Genomic DNA, 25,809 nt, shown 5'->3' on the forward strand with positions numbered 1-25,809 from the left:
CGTTCGCGACACACCGTTTCCGAATAGGCGACGATCGCGCCGCATCGCGGCGAACGCCTATTTGGCCAGGCCGATTTCGCGCAGGCGTTCAGTCAGGAACGCGCCGGCGGTGATCTCCGGCCACTTGGCGCCGTCACCCTCGCAGGTCGGCAGGCACTTCAGCGAGACGTCCGAGGCCGGGTGCATGAAGAACGGCATCGAGTAGCGGCTGACGTTCGGCCCCTGCGGGTTGACCACGCGGTGGGTGGTCGAGGGGATGACCCCGTTGGTCAGGCGCTGAAGCATGTCGCCGCTGTCGACGATCAGGTTGCGAGGCTGCGTCTCCACCGGCAGCCAGGTTCCGTCGCGGTCGAGCAGTTGCAGGCCCGCGCCCTTGGCGGCGACCAGGATGGTGATGAAGTTGATGTCCTCGTGGGCGGCCGAGCGCACCGCGCCCTCCGGGGCGTCGTCGGGCACCGGCGGATAGTGCAGGACCCGCAGGATCGAGGTTCCGGCCGCGACCTTGTCGTCGAAGTAGTCGGCGTTCAGGCCCAGCTTTGGCGCGAGCGCGGTCAGCAGCAGGCGGCCGGTTTCGTCCAGGGCGGTGAACAGGGCGCTGAAGGTCGGCTCGAAGGCCGGGACTTCCTTGGGCCAGACATTGGGCGGGAAGTCGTCGGCCGGCAGGCCGGGCGCCGGCTCGCGGCCGATCTGCCAGAACTCCTTGAGGTCGGGCAGGCCGGAATCCTTGGCGTGCTCGGTCCCGAACGGGGTGTAGCCGCGCAGGCCGGCGGCGTAGCGGCGCTTGTCCACATAGGGCAGGTGGAACACCTGCGCGCTCTGCTCGTAGGCGGCGTCGAGCAGGTCGGTCGGCACGTTGTGGTCGGTGAGGATGAAGAAGCCGTAGTCCTGCAGGCCGGCCATCAGGGCGTCGGAGAAGGCGGCGCGCTGCGTCTCCGAGCCGTGGGTGAAGTCTTTGAGGCTGAGCGTGGGGACGGGCATCAGACGGACTCCAGGCGGGCGTCGACCTCGGCGCGGGTTGGCAGGGAGGGTTGGGCGCCGGCCCGCGTGGCGGCGAGCGCGCCGGCGGCGCAGGCGAATTTCAAGGCGGTCTCGGGGGCCTGGCCTTCCAGCAGCGCCACGGTGAGGGCGCCGACGAAGGCGTCTCCGGCCCCGGTGGTGTCGATGGCGATGACCGGCGGCGGCGCAGCGGCGGCGATCTGCTGGCCGGCGCGGTAGAGGCCGGCCCCCCTGGCGCCCCAGGTGACGGCGATCAGGCCAGGCAGGGCGTGCAGGGCCTCACCATAGAAGGCGGCCTCGGTCTCGTTGACGACGATCAGGTCGGCGCGGGCCAGGGTCTGGGGCGGCATCTCTGCGGCGGGGGCGAGGTTGAGGCAGACGAAGCCGGTGGCCTGGGCCACCGCCGCGGCGACGGTGTCCAGCGGCAGCTCCAGTTGGCAGATCAGCGCGCCGGGCGTCGTGTGGGGCAGGTGTCGCGGCGTGAAGGCGGCGTTGGCGCCGGGCGCGACGACGATCTGGTTCTCGCCGCCGGCGGCGACGGCGATCAGGGCGACGCCGGTGGCGGCGGCTTCGTCCACCGCGCAGGCCGAGAGATCGACGCCCTCGGCGTAAAGCAGGGACAGCGCCTCGTCGGCCAGGCTGTCGGCGCCCACGCGGGCGACCAGCTTGACGTCGGCGCCCAGGCGCTGAGCGGCCAGCGCCTGGTTGGCGCCCTTGCCGCCGGGATGGCGGGCCAGGGTCGCGCCGGTCACGGTCTCGCCCGGCGCCGGCAGGGTCGCGGCCGTGGCCACGAAGTCGAGATTGACCGAGCCGATGACGGTGACAGCGGTCATCGGGCCAGCCGTTCATTGAGCAGGGCGAACACGCCGTCGGCGTCGGCCCCGGTCGCCCATTGCACGGTGGCGGCGGACGGATCGGCCAGGCGGAACTCGACGGCGGTGTGGCCCAGGGTCAGGGGCGAGGCGGTCTCCACCTTCAGGTCGCAGGGACGCAGGGTGAAGAGCTGCGGCGCCAGCAGCCAGGCGATGACGCAGGGATCGTGGATCGGGGCGCCGGTTCCCCCGACGATGTCGCGTTCCAGGGCGTTGGAGAATTCGAGCAGGTTGGCGCTGGCCTGGGCGGCGGGGGTCTTGATCGCGGCGATGGCGGCGGTGCGGGCGGGGTCGGCGCGGACCTGGTGGGTGACGTCGAGGCCGAAGACCACGCAGCGCGCGCCGGAGGTGAAGAGCACGTCGGCGGCATGGGGATCGGCATAGATGTTGAACTCGGCCGAGGCGGTGATGTTGCCGCCCTCGCGCCGCGCGCCGCCCATGATGGCGATCGGGCCGAGACGCGGCACGATGGCGGGCTCCAGCCGCATGGCCAGGGCCAGGTTGGTGAGCGCGCCGGTCGCCGCGATGGTCACCTCTCCGGGCGCATGGGCCATGACCAGGTCAACGATGACGTTGGCGGCGTGGCCCTTCGCGGCGCCCTTCGTGGGTTTGAAGACCGGCAGGGTTCCAAGGCCGCTCTCGCCGTGGAAGTCGCCGGCGCCGATAGGCGGGCGGACCAGGGGCCGCTGGGCGCCGGCATGGATCGGGACGTCCTCGCGCCCAGCGATCTGGCGAATGATCGCGGCGTTGCGCGCGGTCAGGTCGGCCGCGACATTGCCGGCGGCGGTGGTGATGGCGAGGATCTCGAGGTCTTGCGGAGACGCGAAGGCCAGGAAGAGGGCGACGGCGTCGTCAACACCAGGGTCGCAATCGAAGATGAGCTTGGTCACCCCGCCATTGTCGGGAGGAACGCGGCGACGGGCAAGCAACTCGTTTCTCCCCCGCCCGGCGGGGGAGAAACGAGGTTGGTCAGAACCGGGCGTTCAGGCCGACGAAGAACCGGCGGCCAAGGACGTCGTAGGTCGAGGGGTCGGTGTTGGAGTTGGAGTAGCTCGTATAGAAGGGCGGGTCCTTGTCGCCGACATTGTTGACGCCGATGCGCATGGTGACCCGCTCGTCGAACGACCAGGATCCGACGACGTCGAACAGGTCGTAGTCAGGCGTGTCGACCGCGGTCGGCGAGAACACCGGCACGCTGCGGAAGTCCTGCATGGCCGCGATATGGCGCCAGCGCAGGGTCGCCTTGGCCGGGCCCACCCGATAGGTGGCCGATAGGGTCGACTTCCACTCCGGATAGGCGCCGCCCGACAGGTCGCCGCCGATGGTGCCGGCGCTTTCCAGGAACGGCGCGCCGGGGCGGGCCTGCTTCTCGAAGCTCTCCAGCTTGGAGACCACAAGGTTCAGGTCGAACGCGCCGGCGCTCTCGGGCAGGCCGAGGTCGGCGAGGTCGAAGCCCCAGTCGACCTGGGCGTCGATCCCCGAAGTCTTCCAAGCCGCCAGGTTCACCTGGGTGGTCAGCACGCCGGTGATGTTGCCGTTCCCGATGCGTTTGAACTGCTGGCAATAGAAGTTGGAGTTGTCGAAGCTGGGATTGGCGCCGCCGGTGTTGAAGCACTCGCCGACGATGGTCTGCACCGACAGCGAGCCGACCACGTCCTCCAGTTCGATCTTGTAGTAGTCGAGGCTGACGCTGAGCCGGCGCAGGAACGGCGCGTCGATCCTCGGCGCCCAGACCGCGCCCAGGGTGTAGCTGTCGGACTTCTCCTCGCTGAGACCCGGATTGCCGCCGCCGAGGATCTCCACCTGGGTCGAGGCTTGGTTGTAGGTGTCGACGATGCCGGCCGGAACGCCCTGGGCGATGCACAGGGCCCTGACCTGGGCGGCCGCGCCGCCGGTGCGGAAGGATGAGCGCACGTCGCAGGGATCGCCCGCCGTGGTGCCGGCGCCGGGCGTGCCGATCCCGGAGAAGCCCAGCGATTGGGGCGAGAACAGCTCGGCGATGTTGGGCGCGCGGACGGCGCGTTGATAGCCGCCGCGCAGCATCAGGCTTTCCACCGGACGCCAGGTGAGGTCGGCCTTGTAGGCGCTGATCGTGCCGGTGGTGTTGTAGTCGGCGATCCGGCCGCCCAGCGACAGGTCCAGGCTGTAGGCCAGAGGCGCCTGGCTGAGGATCGGGATCAGCAGCTCACCGTAGATTTCCTTCGACGAGATGTCGCCCTTGACCGGGACGGCCGGGTTGAAGCCGACGAGGTCGGGACCTTGCAGCAGGGCGTCGGGCGCGTAGTCGAACTGATCCTTGCGATACTGCGCGCCGGCCGAGAATTTCACGGCGCCGGCCGGCAGGTCGAAGATCGAGCCGGTGACGAAGCCTTCGAGCACGGTCTGCTGGATCTTGGTGTCGTTGCTGACCTCGCGGGCGATATAGGCCGCGCAGCCGGGGCTGACCTTGCCGGCCCCGAAGATGTTGAAGCCGCCGCAGATCGCCTTGCCGCCGTCGGCGGCGAAGGTGAGTTCGCGCATGGCCGCGCGGCTGACATTGCCGTGCTGATCCTCGGTGTGGTTCATCTCGCCGTAGCTGGCGTAGACGTCCCACTTCCAGTCCTTGAACCCGAAGTCGCCGCGCAGGCCGCCGACGATCTGGAAGGTCTCATAGGTGTTGTCGGAGAGGCGTCCGCCGACCTCGCTGAAGGCGCGCCGGGGGAAGAAGGCGGCGGTCGGGTTGGCGCGCGAAGCCAGCAGGGCCTGAAGGTCGGCGGGAATGTAGGGGTTGGTCACCGGCACGACGATGTCGGGCCCCGGGAAGGCGCCGTCCGAGGCCGAGGCCGGGCCGAGCTGCCGCGAGACGTCATAGGTCGTGTAGCTGAACGTGCCGTAGGCCTCGGCCGCGCCCAGGTCGTAGCGGCCGGAGGCGTAGAGCGACCAGCGGTCCAGCGGCAGGTTCAGATAGCGGTAGTCGGCGCTGTTGAAGGTGTAGCTGGTGGCCGAGAAGCCCGGCATCTGGTCGCCGCGATAGTTGCGCACCGGCGAGGTCGAGAACAGGGTGCCGTCGGCGTTGAAGGACAGGTTCGCGCCGCGCGCGATGCTGCCGGCCGCGAAGCCGTACTTGGCGAAGACCGCGTCCATCGCCGCCTGGGTCGGGGTGTTGGCCGCGCCGCCGGCGTTGGAGGTCGGGTCGAACCGGCCGTCGGGGATGGTCGCCGCGCCTGACGGCGTCAGCCCGGTGGTCAGCACCGAATAGCCGATGGCCGCCCAGTCGCGGTCGGAGGCCACCAGGCCTTCGCGGCGATCATAGGACAGGCCGACCGAGAGGTTGCCGCGGCCTTCGGCGAAGTTCTTGCCCCAGCCGACCGAGAAGCTCTGTTGGCCGGCGTCGTTCTCGCTGGTCGAGCCGAGCTGGGTGTCGACGACCAGGCCCTCGAAGTTCTTCCGCAGCTTGAAGTTCACCACGCCGGCGATGGCGTCCGAGCCATAGACCGCCGAGGCGCCGCCGGTGATGGTCTCGACGTTCTGGACCAGGAAGGTCGGGATGGTGTTCAGGTCGACGACCGCGTTGGGGTTGCCGGCGACCATCCGGCGGCCGTCGACCAGCACCAGGGTGCGGGTGGGGCCAAGACCGCGCAGGTTGGCGTAGGCCTGGCCCGGCGTGGTGACGAAGTTGGTGGTGTTGGTGCCCGCCCCGTTGGAGGGCTGGAACTGCGGCAGCTGGTTCAGCGCGTTTTCGATGGTCGCCATGCCGGCTTCGACGATGCGGTCCTGGCCGATGGTGACGATCGGGCTTTCGGACACGTAGTCCTGGCGCGCGATCCGCGAGCCGGTGATGACGATCTCGGAAACCTCGGTCTGCTGGGCGAGAACCGGGGTGGCGTGGATGGCCATGACGCTGGCCAGGGCGCTTGCGCAAAGCAAGCCTGAACGCTTGGAGATCATTCGGCTTTCCCCCCTAGGGACTCTCCACCGGTGCGGGTGGCTTGCACACGAGCCTATGGGCTCGGCGGAGGCGGCGCTATGGCGCGGGGGACACACGTGACGATTGTGTGATGGGCGCCGCCGTCGAGGCTTTGGCCCCGATTTCAAGCAGATGCAGCCGCGTCGCGGGCTTGTGCGTATCTTCGCCGGATTCGCAAACGACGGGAGCGCGGCATGGCGGACGATGGGAAGACCGGGGGAAAGATGGGCCGGCCGGTGTCGCCGGAGCTGTTTGTCCGGCTGCTGGCCCTGGCCATCGTGGCTGGCGCGCTGTTCGTCGGGCCGCCGTGGAAGACCTGGTTGGCGGCGGGCGGTTGCGGCCTGGCCGGCGGGGTCTTTCTGGTTCAGGCGATCCAGGGGCGTCCGACGCGGCGGACCCGCTGGGTGAATGTGATGTTCGCGGCGATCTTCGGCGTCACGGCGATCTGGTTGGCGTTCCTGCGGTAGCGGAGGGCGTGGTTGCGCCCTCCGCTCCGGAGACTAGCTGACCATTTCTTCGCGGATCGTCTTACGGGCCACCCAGAAGAGGGCGAAGGCGACGAAGCCGAAGCAGGTGGAGATCATCAGCGCCCAACGCACGCCCTGGGCCGAACCCAGGCCGACGCCGTTCGACATGACGTCGGACAGGATGCCGACCGCCAGCGGGCCGAGGCCCAGGCCGATCAGGTTGATCGTGAACAGCAGGATGGCGGCGGTGGTGGCGCGCATGTGCGGCGGCACGATCGATTGGCCGATGGCGTAGACCGGGCCGTACCAGAGCGAGCCCAGCAGGCCGTTGATGACCAGGATCCAGAGCGCGACCGAGGCCGAGGGGACGCTGACGGCCAGGATGTAGATCGGCACCGCCAGCAGCGAGGCGAAGGCCGGGACGACGACGTAACCGCGCAGGTCGGTCTTGGCGTACTTGTCGGCGATCTGGCCGCCCAGATAGGACGAGATGGCGCCGGCGGTGCCGCCCATCAGGCCAAGCGCCAGACCCAGGAAGCCGATCGACTGCAGGCCGAAGCCCTCGGCCAGGCCCTTGATCTCGTCGCCGTGGACACGAAGGAAGAACGAGGCGGTGAACGGGGCGTGGCCGTAGCCGATGAAGGCCTTGATGGCGGCGCCCAGCGCGATGAGCCAGAAGGTCTTCTTGGTGGCTAGGTACTTCAGGGTCGCGCCGAAGCTGGCCTGGGTCGCCTGGATGGCGGCCGAGTGCTGGGCGATCTGCTTGCGCGGCTCCTTCAGCGTGAACCAGCAGAGCAGGGCGAAGATGATGCCCGGCACGCCGGCGACGAGGAAGGCTGCGCGCCAGCCGTAGGCGTCGGCCACGAGGCCGCCCATGACCAGGCCGAGCAGGCCGCCGAGCGGCGTACCCATCGAATAGAAGGCCAGGGCCGAGGCGCGCTTCTCCTTGGGCACGTAGTCGGCGATCAGGGAGTGGGCCGGCGGGGTGCAGCCGGCCTCGCCGACGCCGACGCCGATGCGGAAGATCACCAGCTGGACGAAGTTCTGCGCGAAGCCCGACATGGCGGTGAAGCCCGACCAGACGGCCACGGCGGTGCCGATGATGATCGGACGGTTCTTACGCTCGGCCATGCGGGCGATCGGGATGCCGAGCACGGTGTAGAAGATGGCGAAGGCCAGGCCGCTCATCAGGCCGAGCTGCCAGTCGGCGAGACCCAGGTCGTTCTTGATCGGCTCGGCCAGAATGTTGACCACGGCGCGATCGAGGAAATTGACGATGTAGATCCCCAGCAGGAGGAACATCGCATAGCGGGTGTAGGCGGCTGAGTATGGGGCTGCGCTGACCGTTGATGTGACGGGCGGAGCGGTTGGTTCAACCGACGGCGCGGCGGTCTCGGTCATAAATGGCGTTTCCTGAAAATAGGGGAACTGAATTTCTTATTGTTGGCGCCACTCTAGACGAAGCACGGGGGGCTTGGGCAATAGGCTGACCTAAGGAAAAGGAGCGGCTCATGGAACTCGTGATCGGAACCAAGCGGTGGTCGACCTGGTCGCTGCGCCCCTGGCTGGCGCTGAAACGCACCGGCGCGCCGTTTATCGAGACCCTGGTCGGCCTGCGCCAGGACGAGGGGCGGACCGAAGCGGCCATATTGCCGCATTCCCCCTCTGGCCTGGTTCCGGCCCTGAAGGACGGGGATCTGACGGTCTGGGATTCGCTGGCGATCTGCGAATATCTGGCTGAGAAGTTCCCGCAGGCGAAGCTGTGGCCGGCCGATCCGGCGCTACGCGCCTTGGCCCGGGCGGCGGCTAGCGAGATGCACTCCGGCTTCCAGTCGCTGCGCGGGGAATGCCCGATGGCGCTCGACGTCGAGCCGAAGGTGACGGCGATCTCCGAAGCCACCCAGAAGAACGTGCGGCGGATCGTGACCCTGTGGTCGAGCCTGCTGAAGCGTTCGGGCGGCCCGTTCCTGGTCGGGGAGTGGTCGATCGCCGATGCGTTCTACACCCCGGTGGCGACGCGGTTCCGCGGCTATGGCATCCATCTGTCCGACTATGGCGATGACGGCGCTTGCGGCGCCTACGCCACACGGCTGCTGGCGACCCCGGAATTCCTGGAGTGGGAAGCTGCGGCGAGGGTGTCGCTCTGAGCCTGGAGGGCGGCTGCGCCCATGCGCCGGGCGTAACGCCGGTCTCGCGGCGCAATCTGTTGGCGCTCCTGGCCTGCGGCGCTGTGCTGGTGGCTTGCTCGGAGAATACGGCCACCGGGCGCAGCCAGTTCGCGGTGGTCCCCGACGAGGCGCTGGTCCAGATGGCCGACCAGGCCTGGAGCGAGATGCGCGCCCAGACCCCGGCCTCGCCCGACCTCGCGTTGCAGGCGCGCCTGGCGCGCGTCGGCCGCAAGATCGTCGCCGCCAGCGGGCGCGAGGACCTGGCCTGGGAGTTCGTGGTGTTCGACGGGCCGCAGATCAACGCCTTCGTGCTGCCGAACGGCAAGGTCGGCGCCTTCAAGGGGCTGATGGATTTCATCCAGGACGACGACGAGTTGGCCGGGGTGCTGGGCCATGAGGTCGGCCACATCCTGGCGCGGCATCCGGCCGAGCGCGTCAGCCAGCAACTGGCCGTGCAGGTCGGGGTGGGCGTGGTCCAGGCGGTGCTGGCCAATGGCGACTATGGCCAATATGCCGGCGAGATCGCCGGGGCCATGGGCATGGGCGCGCTCTACGGGGTGATCTTGCCCTATTCGCGCAAGCACGAGCTGGAGGCCGACAAGGTCGGCGTCGACCTGGCGCAGCGGGCCGGCATGGACCCGGCCGGGGCGGTGCGGTTCTTCGAGCGGATGGCCGCCAAGGGCGCGGGCCAGGCCCAGCCGCCCGAAGTGCTGTCGACCCATCCGGCCGACGGCCCCAGGCTGGCGGCGTTGCGCGAGGCGGTGGCGGCGCTGCCGAAGGGTTAGCGGGGCTTAGGCCTGGTTGACGGTGTTGGCCTTGATCACCGCCGCGCCGGCGACGTCGAGATCGATCCGGGTCGCGGTCAGGCTGAGCGGACCGCGCAGGGCGGCGTTGACCTGGTCGATGCCGGCGCTCACGCCAGGCTTGCGAGCCAGCAGATAGCGCAGGGAGATGCGTTCGTGGTCGGCCTCGTCCGGCTGGGTGCCGTGCAGGGTGCAGGCGTGCCACATGGCCGCGAACCCGGCAGCGCCGGTCAGGATGATCTGTCCGGCCTGTGTCTCGCCATAGCCGCCGTTGCGATAGGCCCAGCTGTCGGGGCCGGTGCGGGTCAGGTCGTGGGGGAACACCGCGCCGCCCAAGGCGTGGCTGCCCTTCAGCAGGAACAGCGGCGCGTCCTGGCGGGTGACCGGGTGCAGGTAGATGTAGAGCGTGACGAAGTCGGCCTCGCGCTCCTTGTAGTCGATCAGGTCCTGGTGGAAATCGATGCCGTAGAAGTAGGTGATGTCGCGGTGTTGCGGCTTCACATAGGCGCCGAGGTTGTTCACCGGGTTGCCGGCGATCCGCTCGCGCAGCCAGGGCGGGATCGACTTGGCCGGCACGCCGCAGACCAGCTTCTTGTTCAGCAGCTCATAGCCCTCGCCCAGCAGGGTGGTCATCGCCGCCACGACCTGCGGGGCTTGCTCGACAAAGCCAAGCCCGGTCTCGAACTGTTCCAGCAGGTTGCGGCCCGGACGTGGATTGACCCCGGTGTACTGGGGATCGGCGTCGAACTCCGCCTCGCTGAGGAACAGGGTCTCGTCGAAGGCGCGGGTGGCGCGGACCTTGGTCAGCAGGTCGCTCGCGGCCACCGGGTCGAGCGGCTCGGGGAACAGATGGGCGCCGTCGCGAATGAAGTCGGCGACGACCTGGTCGGACCTGGCGTCAGCGGCGATCATGGCGTTCATCGACGGCTCCCGAGGCCAGCCTAGGCGCCGGCCATCCTTTGACGTCGCCACCATCCCCGACCGTGGTTAACAGCCACTTTAGTCTCATGCTTCGGTCGGGGTGGACCGAGCCCGGCGTCGCCACTCTAGCAAGACAATGGGTGGTCTGAGCGGTGAACGCTGCGTGAGCGCCTTGGCCTGGACAGGCCTACTCGCTATACCGACCGCTCGGCTCGCGGGCGTGGCGAAACTGGTAGACGCAACGGACTTAAGCTGAGGATTGAGTGCGCTGGGGGAAACCCCGGACGTAGAACCGCTCAAATTCGGGGAACCCTGTCAGATGGCGATCCCGAGCCAAGCCCTCTTCGGAGGGAAGGTGTAGAGACTAGACGGGCGGCGTCTAAGGCCTCTTTCGAGGTTAGGATGAAGGGATAGTCCAGACCACGAACGCCCTGTCACGACCAGGTGCGGCGGTGAAAGCCGAAGTGGTATGAAAATCCGTAGGGCCGAGAGGCTCGTGTCGGTTCGATTCCGACCGCCCGCACCAGACGGCTTGAACCCTCCGCAAGTTGGTTTGCCGGAGGGGGAAGCTGTTAGCGATGAGCAGATCGAGGAGATCCTTTCAAACCTCGCCCGAGCTCCACCTGGCGTCGAGCGCGACATCAATTTTCGTATTTCCATCGCTGGGGCCCAGGAAAAGACCGCCTTCCTCAGGACCGTCGATGGCTGGAAAAGGCCGATCGGCGCGACACCGACCACCCATATCTTCAAGCCGCAGATCGGTCAGCTTCCGAACGGCCTCGACCTCTCCAATAGCGTCGAAAACGAGTACTTCTGCCTCACCTTGCTGCGCGCCTTGGGACTACCAACCGCCAGTGTGGAAATGGCGAGGTTCGGCGCCAAGCAGGCGCTCGTTGTCGAACGGTTCGATCGCCGATGGCTAGAGGACGGCCGGCCCTTGCGTCTTCCGCAGGAAGACTTCTGCCAGGCCCTGTCTACGCCGTGGACGCTGAAGCACGAGAGCGACGGCGGTCCTGGCGTTGCGCGATGCCTTGACCTGCTCAGCGTCAGCGATGAGCCCAATCTCGACCGCCTAACGTTCATGAAGGCGATCATCGCCTTCTGGCTCCTGGCCGCGACCGACGGCCACGCTAAGAACTTCAGCCTATTCCTGTTCCCTGGAGGTGGCGCACGTATGACGCCGCTCTATGACGTGCTCTCGGCGCAGCCCAACCTCGCCGCGGGCCAGATCCGCCAGAGCCAGATGAAACTGGCGATGGCGGCTGGCGACAAGCGCCGTTACCGGGTCGATGAGATCACCCCGCGGCACTTCGTGCAGACAGGAGTTCAGGCCGGGCTAGCGGAAACCGCGATGCTTGCACTGCTGAGCGACCTGGTCATCGAGGGGCCAGCGGCGCTCGACCAGGTGTTGAAAGATCTGCCAGAGGCCTTTCCGCCGTCGGTGAGCGGGCCGATCGCGGCCGGCTTCTTGGAGCGCACTCAGAAAATCGATCGCTTTCTAAGGGCGTAGCCAACTGACTGGGAGGGGCGTCCCACCAGCAAGTGCGCCGGCGACGTGTTCCGGAACTCTCAACGCGGGCGATGATCATCATCGGCTTTGGGGGGCGGCAGGCGCCATGGTTCGCAGCAATCGTTGTCGTTTGCAGGCCTTCGCCTGAATTCCTGCCTTACAGTTCAAGGCGCGGTCTCTCTGCTGAGATTGGGCCTCTCTGTTGAAGCGTTCGTGCCTTCTGAGTTTGATCGCTAGGCTCGAGATCTTTGACCGGCCAACACAATTTGAAGTGCGCGATGCCTGTTTTTGGTTAATGCTTGCCCCCGATGACTTCGCGTTTCGCCGACATATTGGACGCCAGGGTCGCTGAACTCGTGGGAGAGGGCTACGAGATCAGACGGATTTTTGCCGCGCCCGCTGACATTGAGCAGCTGTTCCGTGAGCTTGGCGACGCCGCCGTCTTACTGGATTGCGACCCTGCTCAGGACCGTGCCTGGTATGGCCAGTACGAGCTGAGCCCGGCTGACGGCGAGGCGACCCTGATCATGCACTGCCGCGACGACGAGTGCTGGTTTACCGAACTTGAGCGCCCGCAGGAGCCGGTGGAGGCCCTGCGGGCCGCCTCCTGAAGCCGGCGCAGCAAAGCTCGATTCCCCGCAGGGTCGTGAGACCGCCGCCGCCGCCAATCACGGCCGCAGGCCACCATCCGAGCAGCGCGCCCGACCATCCGAAGGTCGCGATGAAATAGCCCCAGGCGGCGCCCGAGGCCGCCAGAAGCAACAGCAGCGTCAACAAGCGAGCGGACCGCGGTGCGATCGCCGCCGACGGGGACTGGGAATTGGGCAATGGATGCTCACGGACTGGATGATCAGTCCAGCTAGCGGTTGGGCGCAGTCGGGACATCCCTAAAGTGGACGAACCCAGCCAGGTTTGCGACGAACTTACGGCCCAGTCGTCCTGGACTAATCAAGAGCGATCACCTGCAGGCGCGGAGGGTCTTGACGCTGCGCCAAGTCGCCAGTGTCACACAAAGTTCGGCCCAGTAGTTCGCTCGTATCGTTAAGACTTGGATCGGCCTTCATGAGGTGGCGGCGCTTTCAGGTCGCGATCAAGAACAGCTTCGGTCCAAGCGCGTACTGCGGCTTCTCGATTGACGGGCGATGCATCTATCGCGTCTTCGCGCCCCTGAGCGTCGGCATAGGGCTGACCTGGCGGGGCGCTGAACGTATCCATCCGCGGCCGGAGTTTCGGAGGCGCCAAAACGCGATGGCGAAATTCCGGATTCCTATAGTAGCAGAGCTTCCGACCGCGGATCGGGGGCAGGCTGGCGCGCAGTACGATGAGCTCGTCCTGCGACAAACCGATCAATTCCTGGGGGAGCATGAGGGCGCGACGCTGATCACTCTGGGTGATGCTGTGCCGGCCATTAGCTAGGCCAAACGGGCGAGAGTGTGACTGCGCAGGCGCCCCATAGTAGCCCAGTCGTTCGGAGAGTGTCTGCGCCACCCTGACATCCTTGGGGGCGAAGACGATTTCCACGCCGCAATTGCCAATAATCTCGTCGGCGAGATCAGGGCCGTACTCGGCCCGTAGCTGTGACGGGCTTTGGAGGACGGCCAGAAGGCGAATCCCGTATCCGGCCACGAAGGAAAAGCCGCGCGCGATGACGTGCGCATGGCCCAGCCGCGCGAATTCATCGAGCACGACCAAGATTGGCTTTGAGTTGTCGTGAGAGGGGAGGCCTCGCGTATTCAAGTCGATGAATTGCTGCAGCAAAAGATTGTAAAGGGGTGCGACCCTGGAGAGATTGTCGGGGCTCACGCCCAGATAGAGCGACGTCGGCCGAGACTTAATTTCCGCCAGATCGAAGTCTGATGCCGCTGTGGCCCAGTCGACCCGCGGATTGAGGAAGAGCCCTAAGCGCGACGTAATCGTCTGGCGAATAGAACTGAACGTATTTTCGCTGGCGCTGCAGAAGTCGCCAAGGGCGCTGACGCAGCCGCTGGAGAGCGGGCGCGCGCTCCTGGCCCGGTCGACGACCAACTCCTGAAGTCGCGCACGTGGGACGCCGGTGGTGAGCTGCCGGAGGATTTCGCCCAGGGTTAGAGGCAATTCCGATGTCTCGGCGACGAGCGCGCCCACTCCAATGAAGCCGGTTCGAGCCGCCTCCGACCAGAAGGGATCGGAATGTTCGGATGTCGGGATCAGCATCATCGCGATTTTCTGAAGCTCATCGAGCGTGGCGCTACTGTCGGAGCGATCGATGTGCCCCAGCGGATTGAAGCGCGCTGTCGCTCCATCGGCGGCGAACGGGTCAAAAAGCAGCACGTCCTGGCCATGGGCGGCCCGGAAACCCGCGCTGGCGGCCCAATTCTCGCGCTTGATGTCGAGGACGATGAGGGAATGAGGCCACGACAGTAGATTGGGGATGACGACGCCAACGCCCTTCCCCGTTCGAGTGGGAGCGTAGAGCATCACGTGCTCGGGCCCGCCGAAGACCATGAGCCTTCGCCCATGGATGCCGAGCACTATGCCCTCGCGGCTGCGCAGGCCCCCTCTGCGCAGCTCTCCAGCGCGGGCCCAGCGCGCAGCACCATGCAAAGGCCTTCGGATGTTCAGCATAATGGAGAACGCGATGGTGGTGACCGACAGGCCTGAGGTGAGCAGTCCAAGTCGTGTCCAGCGCGCAACCTCTGGATCGAACCGATAATACCAGAGCCAGGCGGCCGCCGTGAGCAAGTCGGTGTCGTCGCCAAGCCGCCGCAGCCCGGCGAGCGCGACCAATATCGTCAGCGCGCCAATGAGCACGGCGCCGACGAACAGGCCGCCGCCAAGGATGAGGGCCCTAGACTGGGCTCCGGCGTTTGAGAAGCGGCTCATAGTAAACCTCGGTCACGCCGAAGCAGCCGCTCGTCTTTCTGACCTGGACGACGATATCGACGAGCAATCGCAGGAGGCTGTGGATGTCATCTCTCGGAAGGTTACGGCCGCCATCGGACTCCCGCACCAGCAGCGTGAGCTGCTCGAAGGCGAGAGCGGCCGAATCCGCATGTATCGTGGTGATGGATCCGGGGTGACCGCTGGCGATGTTGCGCAGGTAGAAGAAGGCGATCCCGTCGCGCAGTTCCTGCAGCAGGATGCGATCGGGGCGCATGCGCAGTGCGCTTTCAAGCAACGCTTTCACGTCGGCCTTCGAAACGCCCTGCCCATCCTTGGAGTAGAGCAGATGCACGAGGTTGCGGTGGGGGGCGATGAGTTCACGGCAGTCTTCGATCGTCAGCAGGCGTTCCTCAAGCGGAATGAGTGCGATCAGACTCTTAGCGAACGTGGTCTTGCCCGAGCCTGTGGCGCCGCTGATGAGGATGTTTCTCCGTGCACGCACAGCAAGATCAAAGAAGGCGGGCCACTGGCCAGCTGCCTGCAGACGCAGGAGCTCCTCTTCATTCGGCTGCAAGACGCTATCGCTTGAGGCGACCGCGCTGAAGAAGCCGGAATGGGCCAAGTCGTCGAGGCCAAGGCGGGCCTGAGAGGGCTTGCGCACTGTGAGCGAGACCAGGCCTGGCGGCGTCGCCGGAGGGATTACGATCTGGCATCGCTCGCCGCCCGGTAGGACTGTCGAACAGATCGGTCGGTCCGCTCCGATGTCCTGGCGGGTGTGGCCGGCCGCCGCTGTCGCCAGGGTCGAAAGCCATTCAAAGCTGAGTTCGGGGGTGTTGTGCCAGCTCCAGCGTCCGGAGGTCTCTACGCCGACCTCGCCGGGGCGGTTGACCACGAGTTCGGTGACGCCAGGAGATGCGAGCAGATGAGTCAGCGGTGCGAGGTAGTGCTCAAGGACTGACGCGTCGGCCATTATCGGCTCCTCAGACCATAGACCGCAGAGAAGTCGAGGTCGTGGGCGACGAAGATCGCAACGCCGGCTCCCGGATCCTTGCGCAGGGTAGGTCGGATGTTGACCGTGGCCTCAAGGGCGGTGTTGGCGACCTCAGAACCCCGTCGGCGTAGGTCATTATCGTCACCGGCCATGTCGCCAGAAGCGCTATCGACCAGGCTCAGGAGGAGCGCGCCTCCGAAGCGAGTCCAAAAGTGATTGTCGACATCACCATCGAAGCCGGAGCGGCCCAATTGATCTGTGGCCGGCGAAGCCAGAGCGACGACGATACCGTGAGGCGTCACGGCCCGCGTCCAGAGCACAAAGACCCGTCGCTGGCCTTGCCCCATTGAGGATCTGTACTCTCCAAGTACGCGGGTGCCTTTTTCAAGCAGCACGACGGCGCCGTTGTCTGAGAGAATGTCGAGCGGGATTACGCAGGACACCAAACCCGGCGCGGTGGTGTCTAGGGCGGTGCGAAGAATACAGGGGAGGCTGGCGCCGGCGACAATCAGGAAGTTGCGATCAGGAAGGCGGCGAGCCGACAGGGTCGCGACAGATGAGCCTTGGCTCAGGGTTTCAAGCTCGGTAGGGGAAACGCGTATTTCTCCTGCGCCTTTGTTGGTTGCGGTCGCTCCTGTGGCGCTCACGGGTTGTTCCCGTTGGGCGCGCGAGTAGATCAACAAGGAGGAGGTCGCCGCCGCCTGCGTAGTTCGGCCGCCGGATGTTCGTTCACTCGTGGGCTGCGCGGGGCTGACATCGATGGCTGGTACTTCAGTCAGTCCATCGTCGAGGCGGGGCGCCTTGGGGCCGGGCTGAGCGGGTGCCGGCGCTCCCAGCGTCTCGAAACGGACGATTTGGCGGGCGGGGTCTCGCCTTACCTCGGCAATTGGCGTTTCACGTTCCAAGGTGGCGGCCAGGAGGGCGGCTGTGCTGAGGCAGAGCACGGCCAGGCCCGTGATCTTCAGCGCTGGCCGTCCGAAGAGCGAGCCGGAAACCGGGGTGATCGTGCGATCAACGACGTCAGCGCCGGCCCTGGATCCACTTTGGCTCAGGGCGCTGACTGGGTCTTCGGGGTTGGGACCGCTCAATGTCGGCGCTCCGGTTGAATCACGCGTTCGACGTCGCTAGCTGCGGTGCCAAGGCCCGAATTGACGCCATGGGGATCGTAGGCCGTGTTGAAGATGCACAGAGTTTGACGGCCTCGGCGCAGGCGCAGTTGGGGCGCGACCGCATGCACGACGACGAACTCGCCACGTACATCGAAGGGCGCAAGCGTCTCGGTTCCGTCGGTCGTGACGATGTAGAGCGCTGGAAGCGGCTGGTTGGCGGGGAAACGCAGGACTGTGAAGCGGCCGTTATCGGAGACTTCTGACGGCGCCAGCGCCTGGGCGCCTTGAACCTCGTAGGAGAGGTTGCGCGGGCCCTCGAGCACCGCTCGATCCAGCTTCAGCTGGAGCACCTGCTGTTCGAGCGCCGCGGTTTCAGCAGCCAACGCCCGATCGAGTTCGGCTCGCTGATCTGCGGGATAGGAGAAGCGGACTTGGAAGTAGGTCTCCGCCGTACTGCGGCCAATCGATCCGCTACGGGTGACCAGTTCAAAGGCGTAGTGGCGCTGCAGAGACCCGAGCCGTGTCGTGACGATTAGGTTGGTGGGGCGGCCTGTGACGAGGGGCTTTAGAAACAGCACCTGGTCTTGCGGCGCAGCCTCCCAGGTCGCGCTGTCGCCTAGCGCCACATGCTCGATGGTCTCAGTGGAGGAAAAAACGATCTGGGTGGCCGAGCGAACGACTCCCACGATGCGATAGACTTGATCTGGGTCATATTGGAGCGTCCTGACGCGTGGGTCGGCCACGGCGCCGAACGCCGGTCCGCCGCTCAAGAGCGCCAGGAGGGCAAGTGTTGGAGGGAGGCGCCAGATCATGGGGCGGCCTCTGGGTCGGCGCGATACGAAACCACCTGGAAGCCCAGTGGATTTCGCAGGCGATCAGATTCCAGCATGGGCGCGCGCGTGTAGGTGAACGCCGCCGTGGCGATCCAGTCTTCGGTAGTTGTCGCCTGGGCGCGGCGCACGATCCGGCGGAATCGGATGTTGGCGACTTGCCCATTGATGAAGCTGACAGCGCGGATCTGCACCTCTGCGGCGCCGTCTATCCCGAACCGGACCTGGGGGCTGGTGGGGGCCCCGACCCGATGTTGCTCGGCGAAACGCCGTTGCTCGACCGGCGTCGATAGAATTGCGACCTGGGCGAAATCCTCGGCGGCCGAGGCCGGCAGCCAGCCTTCCCGGGCCCGGACATATTGGGCGAGGAAGTGCTTTGAGACAGCTTCATCGGCGCCGATCGTTTTCGCGCCCGAGAGTGCGGTCATGACGTCGACGGCTCCAGTGGTGCGATCGACGCGGACGACAAAGGCCTCGACGCTCTTTAGGGGCGCGAGGGCGGCCACCGCAGCGACGGAGGCGGTCGCAAGCACGGACGCGCAGCCAGCCAGGATCCAGGCCAGGGTGCGGGAGCGGACGGCCGCCTTGAGCCGATCATGGTCCCACCGGGCGGCCGCCTCGAAATAGGCCTTGAGTCCTTCGTCGTGAACTCCTGTCATTGATCGAGCCCTTGACAGCTATGGGTGCGCGCGGAGCTTGGCGCGACGCTAGGCCGAGCCGAGGCGCTCGGCCCAGATGGAGCCCTGGCTCCGGAAGGCCGCCCGCTGGGTGTTGGCGACAGGACCGAGCCGTGAGGGTTGGCTGGTCGTCGATGTTGACCTTCGCAGACCAGCGGCGAGGGAATTGAGGTCGCGCAAGCGGCGAGGCCAAGCAAAGCTAGGCCTAGAAGAATGGTTTGCTTCATCGCGTTTGATGCCCCGAGCTGACCGGCGGCGCCCGCGCTGTCCTAACCGCTCCCCTGTCGAGACCGCCGCCATGACCTGTGGTCATCGCACGTCCGAAATCGGCGATGCCGGCGCTCGCTCCGCCCGCAATTCCGGCCGCCAAGACGGGCATCTGCAGGAAGAAAAATGCGCCCAGCACGCAAAGCGCGATGAAAATCAGGCCGCCGCCAACGGGGTCAAGGCCGTCTATGGAGCCCCATTGGCTGCGAACCAGGTCGAGCACCAGTTGGACCAGGGTTAGGATGAGGGCGAAAAGGACGAGGAAGTTCACACCCTGCGAAAGCCAGCCAAAGAAGTAGCGACGCGTGGCCTCAAACAGCGCGCAGCCGATGAAGATCGGACCGAGAGCCACTAGGAGGGCAAGGGCGATCTTGGCGACAAGCACGACACCAAAGCCGAGTGCTGAGGCCGCCGCGCCGATCACGAACACCGTCCCAGCAACGATCCATGGCGCAGGGTCGAACGCGGTGCCTTCCTGGCTTACCTTGTCCGCCAGGTAGCCGGCGTAGTTGATCAGTTCGTCGAAGGCCTCGCCGGCGGTCACCGCAGCGCCGCCGCTGATCGCGCTCGCGAGCGTGCTTGGAAGTTCGATGAACAGCGGTGTCGTAACGTAGGTGGCGTAGGCCGGGGTTGTCGCGATTGCGTAGATGAAGACCAGCTTCATGCTGCGGACCGCGAAATCCATGACGGGTTCGGCGATAGCGCCGCGCAGGATCGCGAAGCCATAGAGTACGATATAGAGGACCAGCGCGACCCGGAGCGGACCGACCACTTCTGCTAGGACTCCAGCTAACCCGTCGTCGAGAACGGTCGTCAGCCGTTCGTCGACGAAATCATAGGCTGGTGCAAAGAACGTGAGATCGCTCGCCATCTAGCTCGCTAGGCTCCCGTTGCCGGCGCGGAAACGACCCTGCGGCTCGGCGCCCATCGGGCTCGCGAGCGTCTTCGGCCTTCCTGGCCCTTCGGTGGCCGCGATGCTGAGCGTCGTCGCCGGGGTCATGGACGTGTGAACCCGCGACGAAACATGTCCATTCGCAACTCGCGCGCCGCGATTGCTTCTTCCCGTTGACGTTGGATAGCAAGCCGGTCTTCGGCGAGCTGCATCATCATGACACCTTGCAGGCGCATCTGATCGTTCTGGATCATCGCCTGTTCGGAAGCTAGGCGAGCGCTGATGTCCATCACGGCTCGGGCGCTTGGCGCGTCATCCAATGCCTCACGGAGCTGGTCTAGGCCATCAAGCCGCGCTTCAGCGATACGTGTCACCTCTTCTCCGAGCGCCATATCGCGGGCGCCGCGAGCGCCCGCAGCTTCGATACTGAGCGCCTCAGGATGGTCAGGCGCCGGGGTGTACGCCCGGTAGGTCGCGCGAATTTCTTCGGCCCGAACGGCAAGTTCACCTAGCGCCTTCAGGTCGCCCCTGGCCGCAGCCTCCAGCTTGTCTAGGCCGGGCACGAACCGGCGCAGTTCTGGGGTCAAGAGCTGACCGGCGATGGCGTTGACGTTCGAGAGGTCATTGAAGCTCTCGTAGAGCCGCTCGGCTTGGGTCACCTGTTCGCGCAGCTTCTGCAATTGGGAGACGGCGGTCTGGGCTTGGGTGATCAGCTGGGTTACGGCCGCCGGATCATGGACAAGCACTTGAGCGGCCGCAGGTCCGCCGCTCACAAACACAGCGGATGCGATGAAGGTTGGCAGAAGCGATTTCATACGCGGTGCCTCCACTGGTCGTGAAAGTGGGGTAGCCAGGCCTCGGGGCGTTCTCCGTGCTGGACCATCAGTTGGTCCATCAGTTCAAGGGTCGCAGTGCGGCCAGAGAGGACCGCGAGCTCGGCTTCCATGCCGTTGAGGTCCAGTTCGACGACAATGCTGTCGTGCCCCTGCTTGACGAGGAAGCGCCGCTGCTCTGGTGAGAGTTCGTCACGGATCAGGCGAAATTCCTCACCGGTCAGGCCAAAGCCCTCGACATAGTCCTGCGCGGCGCCATGCGGGTTCGGGAGAAAGATCTTGGTGGCGCACATCTCCACGACAGTGTGAGCAATCGGCGAACGCAGAACATCGGCCGGCGACTGCGTACCGAAGATCATGAATGCGTTCTGCTTGCGCCAGGTCTTTAGGCCGTTCTGGGCAAGATCACGGAAGGCCTCATCACCGAGCGCCTTCCAGAATTCATCGATATCGAGCACAAGGCGACGGCCGTCCACGAGGCCGGAGATCCGATGGAAAAGGTACATCATTACCGGATTGCGGATCTCCGGGTGGTCGAGGAGTTCGGTCATGTCGAAACCGACCAATCGTGCTTCCAGCGCCATGGTGTCGACAGCGCCGTCCAACGCCCAGCCGAGCGCACCGCCGGAGGCCCAGCGTTCGAGGCGCGCGCCGATCCCGCCGATGTCCTGATGGCCAAGCAGGGTGCGCAAAGCCCCAATCGAACGGTGTTGCGCAGGTAGGGCCGCGAGCGCGGCTATGCCTGTCGAAATGGCGTGTTCGGCCCCCGGGCCGAGCCGCTCGCCAGGCAGCGTTACGATTCTACGGATAAGGTCGCAGAGGAAAACCTGATTGGCCGGCGTGAACGGTAGGACTTTGAAGGGGGCGAGCCCCGTAGGGCGTCCAGGCCGCAACGAAAGATAGGCTCCTCCGCAAGCGCGTACGAAGATCTCGGCGCCGCGATCCTTGTCGATGAAGACTTGCTGAGCGCTGTGCTTTTCAAGCTGAGCGAGCAGGAAGTTCTGGATGACGGTCTTGCCCGATCCTGACGGGCCGCAGATGAAGGTGTGGCCAAGGTCGGCCACATGAAAGTTGAAGTAGAACGGTGAGCCTGCTGTCGTCTGCAGCAGGCTGACGGCCTCGCCCCAGCAGTTTCCCCTCGCGCGGCCGGCCGGATAGGTGTGGAGGGGGGCTAGCCCGGAGAAGTTCCGTGAGGTGATCGCTGCTGGCCGCGTGCGGCGCGAGAAGAGGCCGGGGAACTGGGCCCAGAATGCGCTTTCGAGCCCCAGATCCTCTCGAGCTACGACGAGGCCGGAGTCAGCCAACATCGCGCGCGCTTGTGAGGTCGCATCACCCAGTTCGTCTGGACTGTCGCCGAACACCAGGACCGAGGCCTGGTGGTCGCCCATGACGAAACGGTTGCTGGCGAGGTCGTCGAGCGCTTGGCTCAGTGCACTTATCTGACTGGCGGCGCGGTCGCGAGCGCTCACCATCTGGTTTTGCTTGCGCTCCATCACCCCCCGCGCGGCGGATTTTGAGAGGAAGGTGAATGATTGCGCCGCGACGAAAGGAAACCGGGCCTGGAGGAGTTCATCCCAATGCCCCGGTCGTGTGACCGCAGGATATTCTTTTACCGCCAGCATGGCGCCGAACCGCGTCTGGCAAGCGGTCCGGATCTCGAGCGCCTCACGCCCGAAGATCACACGGTCGGAGTACAGCGCTTCGCCAAGGTGCCCTTGAACCAGGGGCATACGTTCCGGGGCGCCGCCGAACAGCAGGCGCAGCATTCCCATCGGTTCTGAGAAGCAAAGACCTTCGCGCTCGTAGATGCCGAGTTGTCGTGGATTGTAGCGGCCGAGATGCTGGGTCAGGTCGCGGGCGACCTCGTATAGCCGTCCAACGTCATCCTCGCGGCTCGCCGCCGAGTTGCCGCCCAGGCGTCCGAGGAAAGCGCGGGCGCGGTCGTGTGGATCGCGGTCCGGATGAAGAACCAGCGTAAGATAGAGGTCGTTGACGAACATTCGCCGGCTGGCGAGCCGACGGCGGTATGCGTCGTCGAGTTCGCGGGCGAAAGCCGAACGAAACTCTCCCTGAGGGTAGGCGCTGACGGGGCGGCGCACGATGTGGTGCCAGACAGCCAATCGGTCGTCCGCCAGATTGCGCCAGGCGCTATTTAGTTTGTCGTGGCGATTGTTGAGCTCGCCGACGTCGGCGGTCTCGAAGCTCGCCCCGTCGATGGCGAAGCTGACCATCAGCGCCCCTGTGTCGAGGGCGATGATCTGCTCATCGACATGCCGAGCGTAAGGCAAGGTCGAACGGGGGTGAGGCTCTCTAGCCAACAAGCGTCGCGACACGGTGGAGTTTTCAGCCATGGCGCAGCTCGTTCAGGCGGCGCGATCGGCGCAGAGGTAGCGGCGAGGGCGAACTCCCGCCCCAGAGCCTGATGTTGCGCGCTCTGCCTTTGGTGTTCAGGAAGGCGAACAGCAGGCGGTAGGCGTTGGGATCGGTCCGGCAGATTGCGTGGGAGACGCCATGTAGCGCCGGAGCAGCCAACAGGTAGGTTAGATCGTCGCCAAGCAGGAAACAGAGACCTGAGGCGATGATGTTGAGCCCCATCGCCTCAATCGGCACGCCAAGAACCATGGCTGGCCTGGTGCAAGCCAGAAACAGGGTGTCCTCGACAAGGCGCTCACTCGCCATCACCCTATCCTCCGGTCAGCATGTCGACGATCTCGGCCGCGCCGAAGACCACGATGACGCCTAGGACCACAGTGGCGGCGCGACGAAGATCGAAGAGCCCGAACATCCAGAGGACGCCGACAACAATGACGGCGATGATCGCCAGGAGGCGCGCCGTGTTGCCGGTCAGCAAGTCGACGACGTTCTGCAGCAGGCTCTCGACGTTCTGGGCGGCAGCTGGCGTCGAGTAGGCCAGGGCCACAAGGAGGCCGACGCTTGCCGCGGCTCCCGCTTGGCGTAAGGCAAGATTTTTCATCGACCGGCTCCTTCCGGTAAGGCGAGGCTGGAGGTCTCGCGCTGGTCTGGCGTGATGAAGACAAGGGCCAAGGAGGCTGCGCCGGAGAAGACGTCGTGCGACGGGACGTTGGCGGTGGAAGGCGCACCAAGAGTTTGAGTGAGCGAAGGCGCCATGGCGCGGGCGGCGGCGCGGACCTTGGCGACATAGCCGTTGTGCTGACCTCGGACCTGGTCACCCGTGTTGTAGAGTGAGAGGGCCTGGCTCAGCGCAGTCTGGCCATGACCGGTGTCGCGCGAGGTGCGACGATAGTTGAGCGTCAAAACCCGTCCTGCGGCGGCCAGATTGCGGCAGGGATCGAAGGCATCTTCGATGCTGAGGTCCAGCCAGGCGAGGTTGCGGCTGTTGATTTGTCCAAGGCCGAGGTCGAGGTTTGCGCCCGCCCGAAGAAGCCGTTCGGCTTCGCGCGCGGCTTGGTGAGCAGACGATGGCCGGGCGCCGGGCCTTGAGCCCCCATTCACGCCGATCGCAAGGGTGTCAAAGCCGCTCTCGACTTGAACAATGGCCAGCAAGGTCTCGGTGGCGACCTGCGGTGCGCAGGCCTGGGCGAGACTGAGCGCCGCGGCGAGATCGAGGATCATGCGCCGATCCTCGCCATGTGCTCTGCAGTGTTCTCGATCGGCCCGAACATGCGTTCTCCCCGTCAGGGCATGTGACGGACCGAAGCGTGGAGCGGTTTTGGGGGAGGCGACGACCCCGCTAGTTTACGGGATTGACGGCGCCCCGGCGCTGCGAGAGCAGCGACTAGTCGCCCCGTAACCTTACGGGGTTGAAGGCTCCAGATATCCTAGTTGTGTCGCCATTGCGACCGCCTGAACGCGGGTTCTGACCTCTAGACGGGCGCAGGCTTCAGCGACGTGCCCATCGACGGTCCGGGCTGAGATGCCAAGGATCAATCCGATGTCGCCAGAGCTCTTTCCATCGCGCGCCCAGGCCAGACACTCGATTTGCCGCGGCGTAAGGGGGGCGTGATGGGGACCGCCATCCATGACGATGGGATCGTGGAGCGGGGGGGCGGCTTCGGCTCGTGAACGCGCATGCCCGGCGAGTTCGCGAAAGGCCGCGCCGAAGGCGCTGAAGATGGCTGTCGCCTCAAGTGTGCTGACGCCGCCTGCGAGCTCAGCTTCAAAGGCCTGCAGCTCGCTGACGAAAGCCATGATGAACTTGTTGTCCGCACATTCAAAGGCAAGCGTCGGCGAGGACAACGATGCGCCTAACGCCAGGGCGAAATAGTCACTATCGGTGGCGAGCGCGAAGGCCTGCAGGCGCTCATTGGTGAGCGGGCCGCGCCCAGCTTCAAAGTATTCGTAGCTCCGCAGGCCTATGCCCATCGCCATAGCCACGTCGCGGGAGCGTAAGCCGCGATGGTGGCGGATTGCGCGGAGAATACGTGACAGTCTTCTGCGGGCGTCAGGGGCGGTGGGAAACGAAGAAGACATGCGTCTGCCGTGCACAACCAAAACGTGTCTGAAAATACCTACTCGATCTTGCGCGCTCGCACATTATTTCTAGAGATGGTCGCTGGCGACGTGGGAGCTAAGGGCCAAAATTCATCGCGTCGGCCGCTCCGGATCGCCAAAATCTTTGTCGCGAAAAGAGTTTGCGTATTTATCGCACCGCTATGACCGTGCGATCGATTTCGTCCGTACACCGCTTTCGTTCGGCGCCTTTCAGGACCCATTTTCTTCGTGATGTCACGCTGTACTACAACTGCTAGGCGCACGTGGCGGCGGTTGGATACAGAAAGGTCGAACGGTGGACGTGAATCGCGATCCCTTTGGCGTTGTAATCGCTTCTGTGCGTTCAAGGCTGAGGGCTGGGCGCCTAGTGCTCGGCGAGCAGTTGATGATCACTGATCTCTCCCGGGAGCTCGGCTTGAGCGCAACCCCGATCCGAGAGGCGTTGTCACGCTTGGCCGGTGAGGGCCTTATCGAAGATCGGCGGGGCGTTGGCCACTTCGCATGGCGACTCGATGCTATCGATCTCCAGGGGCTGTATGATCTTCAGATGGCCTACCTTCGGGGCGCGTTTTTGCGCCCAGCGCACGCCTGGTCGGTCGATGAGCTGGGGGTGGGCGAGGTCGCAGATGACGCCAAACACCTTACTCGAACCGAACGGATCCATGAGCGGGTGATCGCGCGATCGCGCAATCTCTGGCTCACCCGCTCGCATCGTTTGCTGGCCGATCGCTTGGCGCCGGCGCGGCGCGTCGAGCCGCTGGTGCTGAGCGGCCTGGAAATCGAGCTCGACCACCTGGAAGCCTTGCTCCCCGACGCAACGGTCGAGGAGCTTCAGGACGCCTTTGGCGGCTACTATGGGCGACGGGTTCGTCTGGCGACGGACATCATTGCGGCGATGCGGGGCCCCGGGAGGGGCCTTGGGTCGATATAGTTCGACTATAGTTGTAGTATGGTTTGAATACTGCATTGCGTGAGTGTTGATCTGGTCTTGTCGCAATTTCGCGACAGTCTGAGAGCGGGAGTAGATCATGATCGTCAAGACCATGAGTAAGCGCCGTCTGATCAAGCTCGGCAACGCCAAGCGTCTGACTAAGGGCGACTTCGGCGTGCCCAACGAAATCGGCGCGTCCAACCTGCAGCCGGAAGGCTGACAGAGGCTGGCGTCGGCCTTGGCCGGCGCCAGTTTGGCCAA

The 25,809-nt window shown here is 65.5% G+C and carries 25 protein-coding genes; 7 read left to right on the plus strand and 18 right to left on the minus strand.

All coding sequences use genetic code 11. The features are described from left to right. Positions 1-57: 57 nt before the first annotated feature. The 4 genes from ASE02_RS14740 to ASE02_RS14755 are packed head-to-tail and all read right to left on the minus strand — an operon-like array spanning position 58 to position 5,795. Positions 58-978, minus strand: a complete 921-nt coding sequence (locus tag ASE02_RS14740; RefSeq protein ID WP_056735291.1) for an isopenicillin N synthase family oxygenase — start codon at positions 976-978, stop codon at positions 58-60. After that, complete coding sequence (locus ASE02_RS14745; RefSeq protein ID WP_056735292.1) at positions 978-1,829, minus strand: ribokinase; 852 nt, start codon at positions 1,827-1,829, stop codon at positions 978-980. Before ASE02_RS14745 ends, ASE02_RS14740 begins: the two co-directional genes overlap by 1 nt. Next, positions 1,826-2,797: a nucleoside hydrolase gene (locus tag ASE02_RS14750; protein ID WP_235536708.1), complete on the minus strand. Its 972-nt coding sequence runs from the start codon at positions 2,795-2,797 to the stop codon at positions 1,826-1,828. Before ASE02_RS14750 ends, ASE02_RS14745 begins: the two co-directional genes overlap by 4 nt. 40 nt (positions 2,798-2,837) lie before the next feature. After that, positions 2,838-5,795, minus strand: a complete 2,958-nt coding sequence (locus ASE02_RS14755) for a TonB-dependent siderophore receptor (RefSeq protein ID WP_056735293.1) — start codon at positions 5,793-5,795, stop codon at positions 2,838-2,840. A gap of 213 nt (positions 5,796-6,008) precedes the next feature. Here ASE02_RS14755 and ASE02_RS14760 point away from each other — a divergent pair, with 213 nt between their 5' ends. Continuing rightward, positions 6,009-6,281 carry a hypothetical protein gene (locus ASE02_RS14760; RefSeq protein ID WP_056735294.1) on the plus strand — a complete coding sequence of 91 codons (273 nt, stop codon included), beginning with the start codon at positions 6,009-6,011 and terminating at the stop codon, positions 6,279-6,281. 33 nt (positions 6,282-6,314) lie between these two features. Here the strand turns inward: ASE02_RS14760 and ASE02_RS14765 are convergent, their stop codons facing one another. Continuing rightward, complete coding sequence (locus tag ASE02_RS14765) at positions 6,315-7,682, minus strand: MFS transporter (protein ID WP_056735295.1); 1,368 nt, start codon at positions 7,680-7,682, stop codon at positions 6,315-6,317. A gap of 110 nt (positions 7,683-7,792) precedes the next feature. Between ASE02_RS14765 and ASE02_RS14770 the strand changes: the two genes are divergently transcribed. Both ASE02_RS14770 and ASE02_RS14775 read left to right on the plus strand, forming a co-directional pair. Beyond that, positions 7,793-8,428 (plus strand): glutathione S-transferase family protein, encoded by a 636-nt coding sequence (locus ASE02_RS14770; RefSeq protein WP_056735296.1) that lies wholly within the window; start codon positions 7,793-7,795, stop codon positions 8,426-8,428. Continuing rightward, entirely contained in the window at positions 8,398-9,234 is an 837-nt protein-coding gene (locus ASE02_RS14775) for a M48 family metallopeptidase (RefSeq protein ID WP_082602105.1), read from the plus strand. Before ASE02_RS14770 ends, ASE02_RS14775 begins: the two co-directional genes overlap by 31 nt. A gap of 6 nt (positions 9,235-9,240) precedes the next feature. On the opposite strand, the gene ASE02_RS14780 is transcribed toward ASE02_RS14775, so the two are convergent. Then, positions 9,241-10,173 (minus strand): phytanoyl-CoA dioxygenase family protein, encoded by a 933-nt coding sequence (locus ASE02_RS14780; protein WP_235536709.1) that lies wholly within the window; start codon positions 10,171-10,173, stop codon positions 9,241-9,243. A gap of 496 nt (positions 10,174-10,669) precedes the next feature. Here ASE02_RS14780 and ASE02_RS14785 point away from each other — a divergent pair, with 496 nt between their 5' ends. Further along, the gene (locus ASE02_RS14785; RefSeq protein ID WP_235536710.1) at positions 10,670-11,683 is read left to right on the plus strand and encodes a HipA domain-containing protein; all 1,014 of its coding nucleotides are present in this window, start codon (positions 10,670-10,672) and stop codon (positions 11,681-11,683) included. Positions 11,684-11,991: 308 nt separating this feature from the next. Further along, complete coding sequence (locus tag ASE02_RS14790; protein ID WP_056735298.1) at positions 11,992-12,294, plus strand: hypothetical protein; 303 nt, start codon at positions 11,992-11,994, stop codon at positions 12,292-12,294. A gap of 430 nt (positions 12,295-12,724) precedes the next feature. Here ASE02_RS14790 and ASE02_RS14795 read toward each other — a convergent pair whose 3' ends face one another. From ASE02_RS14795 to ASE02_RS23175, 12 genes are all read right to left on the minus strand, one after another. Further along, positions 12,725-14,545, minus strand: a complete 1,821-nt coding sequence (locus ASE02_RS14795) for a type IV secretory system conjugative DNA transfer family protein (RefSeq protein ID WP_056735299.1) — start codon at positions 14,543-14,545, stop codon at positions 12,725-12,727. After that, positions 14,511-15,515: a P-type DNA transfer ATPase VirB11 gene (virB11, locus tag ASE02_RS14800; RefSeq protein WP_056735300.1), complete on the minus strand. Its 1,005-nt coding sequence runs from the start codon at positions 15,513-15,515 to the stop codon at positions 14,511-14,513. The genes ASE02_RS14795 and virB11 overlap by 35 nt, the downstream gene beginning before the upstream one ends. Continuing rightward, the gene (gene virB10 / locus ASE02_RS14805) at positions 15,515-16,624 is read right to left on the minus strand and encodes a type IV secretion system protein VirB10 (protein ID WP_056735301.1); all 1,110 of its coding nucleotides are present in this window, start codon (positions 16,622-16,624) and stop codon (positions 15,515-15,517) included. The genes virB11 and virB10 overlap by 1 nt, the downstream gene beginning before the upstream one ends. Then, on the minus strand, positions 16,621-17,457 hold the full coding sequence (locus ASE02_RS14810) for a TrbG/VirB9 family P-type conjugative transfer protein (RefSeq protein WP_056735302.1): 837 nt from the start codon (positions 17,455-17,457) through the stop codon (positions 16,621-16,623). Before ASE02_RS14810 ends, virB10 begins: the two co-directional genes overlap by 4 nt. Further along, a complete protein-coding gene (locus tag ASE02_RS14815) occupies positions 17,454-18,134 on the minus strand; it encodes a virB8 family protein (protein WP_056735303.1) in 681 nt (226 codons plus the stop codon). Before ASE02_RS14815 ends, ASE02_RS14810 begins: the two co-directional genes overlap by 4 nt. A 241-nt stretch (positions 18,135-18,375) precedes the next feature. After that, on the minus strand, positions 18,376-19,290 hold the full coding sequence (locus ASE02_RS14820) for a type IV secretion system protein (RefSeq protein WP_082602107.1): 915 nt from the start codon (positions 19,288-19,290) through the stop codon (positions 18,376-18,378). A 125-nt stretch (positions 19,291-19,415) separates the two neighbouring features. Next, positions 19,416-20,126 carry a type IV secretion system protein gene (locus tag ASE02_RS14825; protein ID WP_056735304.1) on the minus strand — a complete coding sequence of 237 codons (711 nt, stop codon included), beginning with the start codon at positions 20,124-20,126 and terminating at the stop codon, positions 19,416-19,418. Further along, positions 20,123-22,495, minus strand: coding sequence for a VirB4 family type IV secretion/conjugal transfer ATPase (locus tag ASE02_RS14830; RefSeq protein ID WP_056735305.1), 2,373 nt, complete (start codon positions 22,493-22,495; stop codon positions 20,123-20,125). The genes ASE02_RS14825 and ASE02_RS14830 overlap by 4 nt, the downstream gene beginning before the upstream one ends. After that, complete coding sequence (locus ASE02_RS14835) at positions 22,488-22,823, minus strand: type IV secretion system protein VirB3 (protein ID WP_056735335.1); 336 nt, start codon at positions 22,821-22,823, stop codon at positions 22,488-22,490. The genes ASE02_RS14830 and ASE02_RS14835 overlap by 8 nt, the downstream gene beginning before the upstream one ends. Before the next feature lie 4 nt (positions 22,824-22,827). Continuing rightward, positions 22,828-23,118, minus strand: a complete 291-nt coding sequence (locus ASE02_RS14840; protein ID WP_056735306.1) for a TrbC/VirB2 family protein — start codon at positions 23,116-23,118, stop codon at positions 22,828-22,830. Beyond that, positions 23,115-23,738, minus strand: a complete 624-nt coding sequence (locus ASE02_RS14845; protein ID WP_056735307.1) for a lytic transglycosylase domain-containing protein — start codon at positions 23,736-23,738, stop codon at positions 23,115-23,117. Before ASE02_RS14845 ends, ASE02_RS14840 begins: the two co-directional genes overlap by 4 nt. Before the next feature lie 180 nt (positions 23,739-23,918). Further along, positions 23,919-24,488 (minus strand): helix-turn-helix transcriptional regulator, encoded by a 570-nt coding sequence (locus ASE02_RS23175; RefSeq protein WP_255354044.1) that lies wholly within the window; start codon positions 24,486-24,488, stop codon positions 23,919-23,921. A 466-nt stretch (positions 24,489-24,954) separates the two neighbouring features. Here ASE02_RS23175 and ASE02_RS14855 point away from each other — a divergent pair, with 466 nt between their 5' ends. Further along, positions 24,955-25,548: a GntR family transcriptional regulator gene (locus ASE02_RS14855; protein WP_255354046.1), complete on the plus strand. Its 594-nt coding sequence runs from the start codon at positions 24,955-24,957 to the stop codon at positions 25,546-25,548. Positions 25,549-25,645: 97 nt separating this feature from the next. Next, on the plus strand, positions 25,646-25,768 hold the full coding sequence (locus ASE02_RS23180; RefSeq protein WP_255354045.1) for a hypothetical protein: 123 nt from the start codon (positions 25,646-25,648) through the stop codon (positions 25,766-25,768). Positions 25,769-25,809: the final 41 nt, after the last annotated feature.

Origin of the sequence: Phenylobacterium sp. Root700, assembly GCF_001429025.1 — a bacterium.
GTDB lineage: Bacteria > Pseudomonadota > Alphaproteobacteria > Caulobacterales > Caulobacteraceae > Phenylobacterium.

What these genes read in the sequence shown, in the direction of transcription:
- ASE02_RS14740 (WP_056735291.1), bottom strand. Translation starts at nt 978, where the DNA reads ATGCCCGTCCCCACGCTCAGCCTCAAAGACTTCACCCACGGCTCGGAG.
- ASE02_RS14745 (WP_056735292.1), bottom strand. Translation starts at nt 1,829, where the DNA reads ATGACCGCTGTCACCGTCATCGGCTCGGTCAATCTCGACTTCGTGGCC.
- ASE02_RS14755 (WP_056735293.1), bottom strand. Translation starts at nt 5,795, where the DNA reads ATGATCTCCAAGCGTTCAGGCTTGCTTTGCGCAAGCGCCCTGGCCAGC.
- ASE02_RS14760 (WP_056735294.1), top strand. Translation starts at nt 6,009, where the DNA reads ATGGCGGACGATGGGAAGACCGGGGGAAAGATGGGCCGGCCGGTGTCG.
- ASE02_RS14765 (WP_056735295.1), bottom strand. Translation starts at nt 7,682, where the DNA reads ATGACCGAGACCGCCGCGCCGTCGGTTGAACCAACCGCTCCGCCCGTC.
- ASE02_RS14770 (WP_056735296.1), top strand. Translation starts at nt 7,793, where the DNA reads ATGGAACTCGTGATCGGAACCAAGCGGTGGTCGACCTGGTCGCTGCGC.
- ASE02_RS14780 (WP_235536709.1), bottom strand. Translation starts at nt 10,173, where the DNA reads ATGAACGCCATGATCGCCGCTGACGCCAGGTCCGACCAGGTCGTCGCC.
- ASE02_RS14790 (WP_056735298.1), top strand. Translation starts at nt 11,992, where the DNA reads ATGACTTCGCGTTTCGCCGACATATTGGACGCCAGGGTCGCTGAACTC.
- ASE02_RS14795 (WP_056735299.1), bottom strand. Translation starts at nt 14,545, where the DNA reads ATGAGCCGCTTCTCAAACGCCGGAGCCCAGTCTAGGGCCCTCATCCTT.
- virB11 (WP_056735300.1), bottom strand. Translation starts at nt 15,515, where the DNA reads ATGGCCGACGCGTCAGTCCTTGAGCACTACCTCGCACCGCTGACTCAT.
- ASE02_RS14810 (WP_056735302.1), bottom strand. Translation starts at nt 17,457, where the DNA reads ATGATCTGGCGCCTCCCTCCAACACTTGCCCTCCTGGCGCTCTTGAGC.
- ASE02_RS14815 (WP_056735303.1), bottom strand. Translation starts at nt 18,134, where the DNA reads ATGACAGGAGTTCACGACGAAGGACTCAAGGCCTATTTCGAGGCGGCC.
- ASE02_RS14820 (WP_082602107.1), bottom strand. Translation starts at nt 19,290, where the DNA reads ATGGCGAGCGATCTCACGTTCTTTGCACCAGCCTATGATTTCGTCGAC.
- ASE02_RS14825 (WP_056735304.1), bottom strand. Translation starts at nt 20,126, where the DNA reads ATGAAATCGCTTCTGCCAACCTTCATCGCATCCGCTGTGTTTGTGAGC.
- ASE02_RS14830 (WP_056735305.1), bottom strand. Translation starts at nt 22,495, where the DNA reads ATGGCTGAAAACTCCACCGTGTCGCGACGCTTGTTGGCTAGAGAGCCT.
- ASE02_RS14835 (WP_056735335.1), bottom strand. Translation starts at nt 22,823, where the DNA reads ATGGCGAGTGAGCGCCTTGTCGAGGACACCCTGTTTCTGGCTTGCACC.
- ASE02_RS14840 (WP_056735306.1), bottom strand. Translation starts at nt 23,118, where the DNA reads ATGAAAAATCTTGCCTTACGCCAAGCGGGAGCCGCGGCAAGCGTCGGC.
- ASE02_RS14845 (WP_056735307.1), bottom strand. Translation starts at nt 23,738, where the DNA reads ATGATCCTCGATCTCGCCGCGGCGCTCAGTCTCGCCCAGGCCTGCGCA.
- ASE02_RS23175 (WP_255354044.1), bottom strand. Translation starts at nt 24,488, where the DNA reads ATGGGCATAGGCCTGCGGAGCTACGAATACTTTGAAGCTGGGCGCGGC.
- ASE02_RS23180 (WP_255354045.1), top strand. Translation starts at nt 25,646, where the DNA reads ATGATCGTCAAGACCATGAGTAAGCGCCGTCTGATCAAGCTCGGCAAC.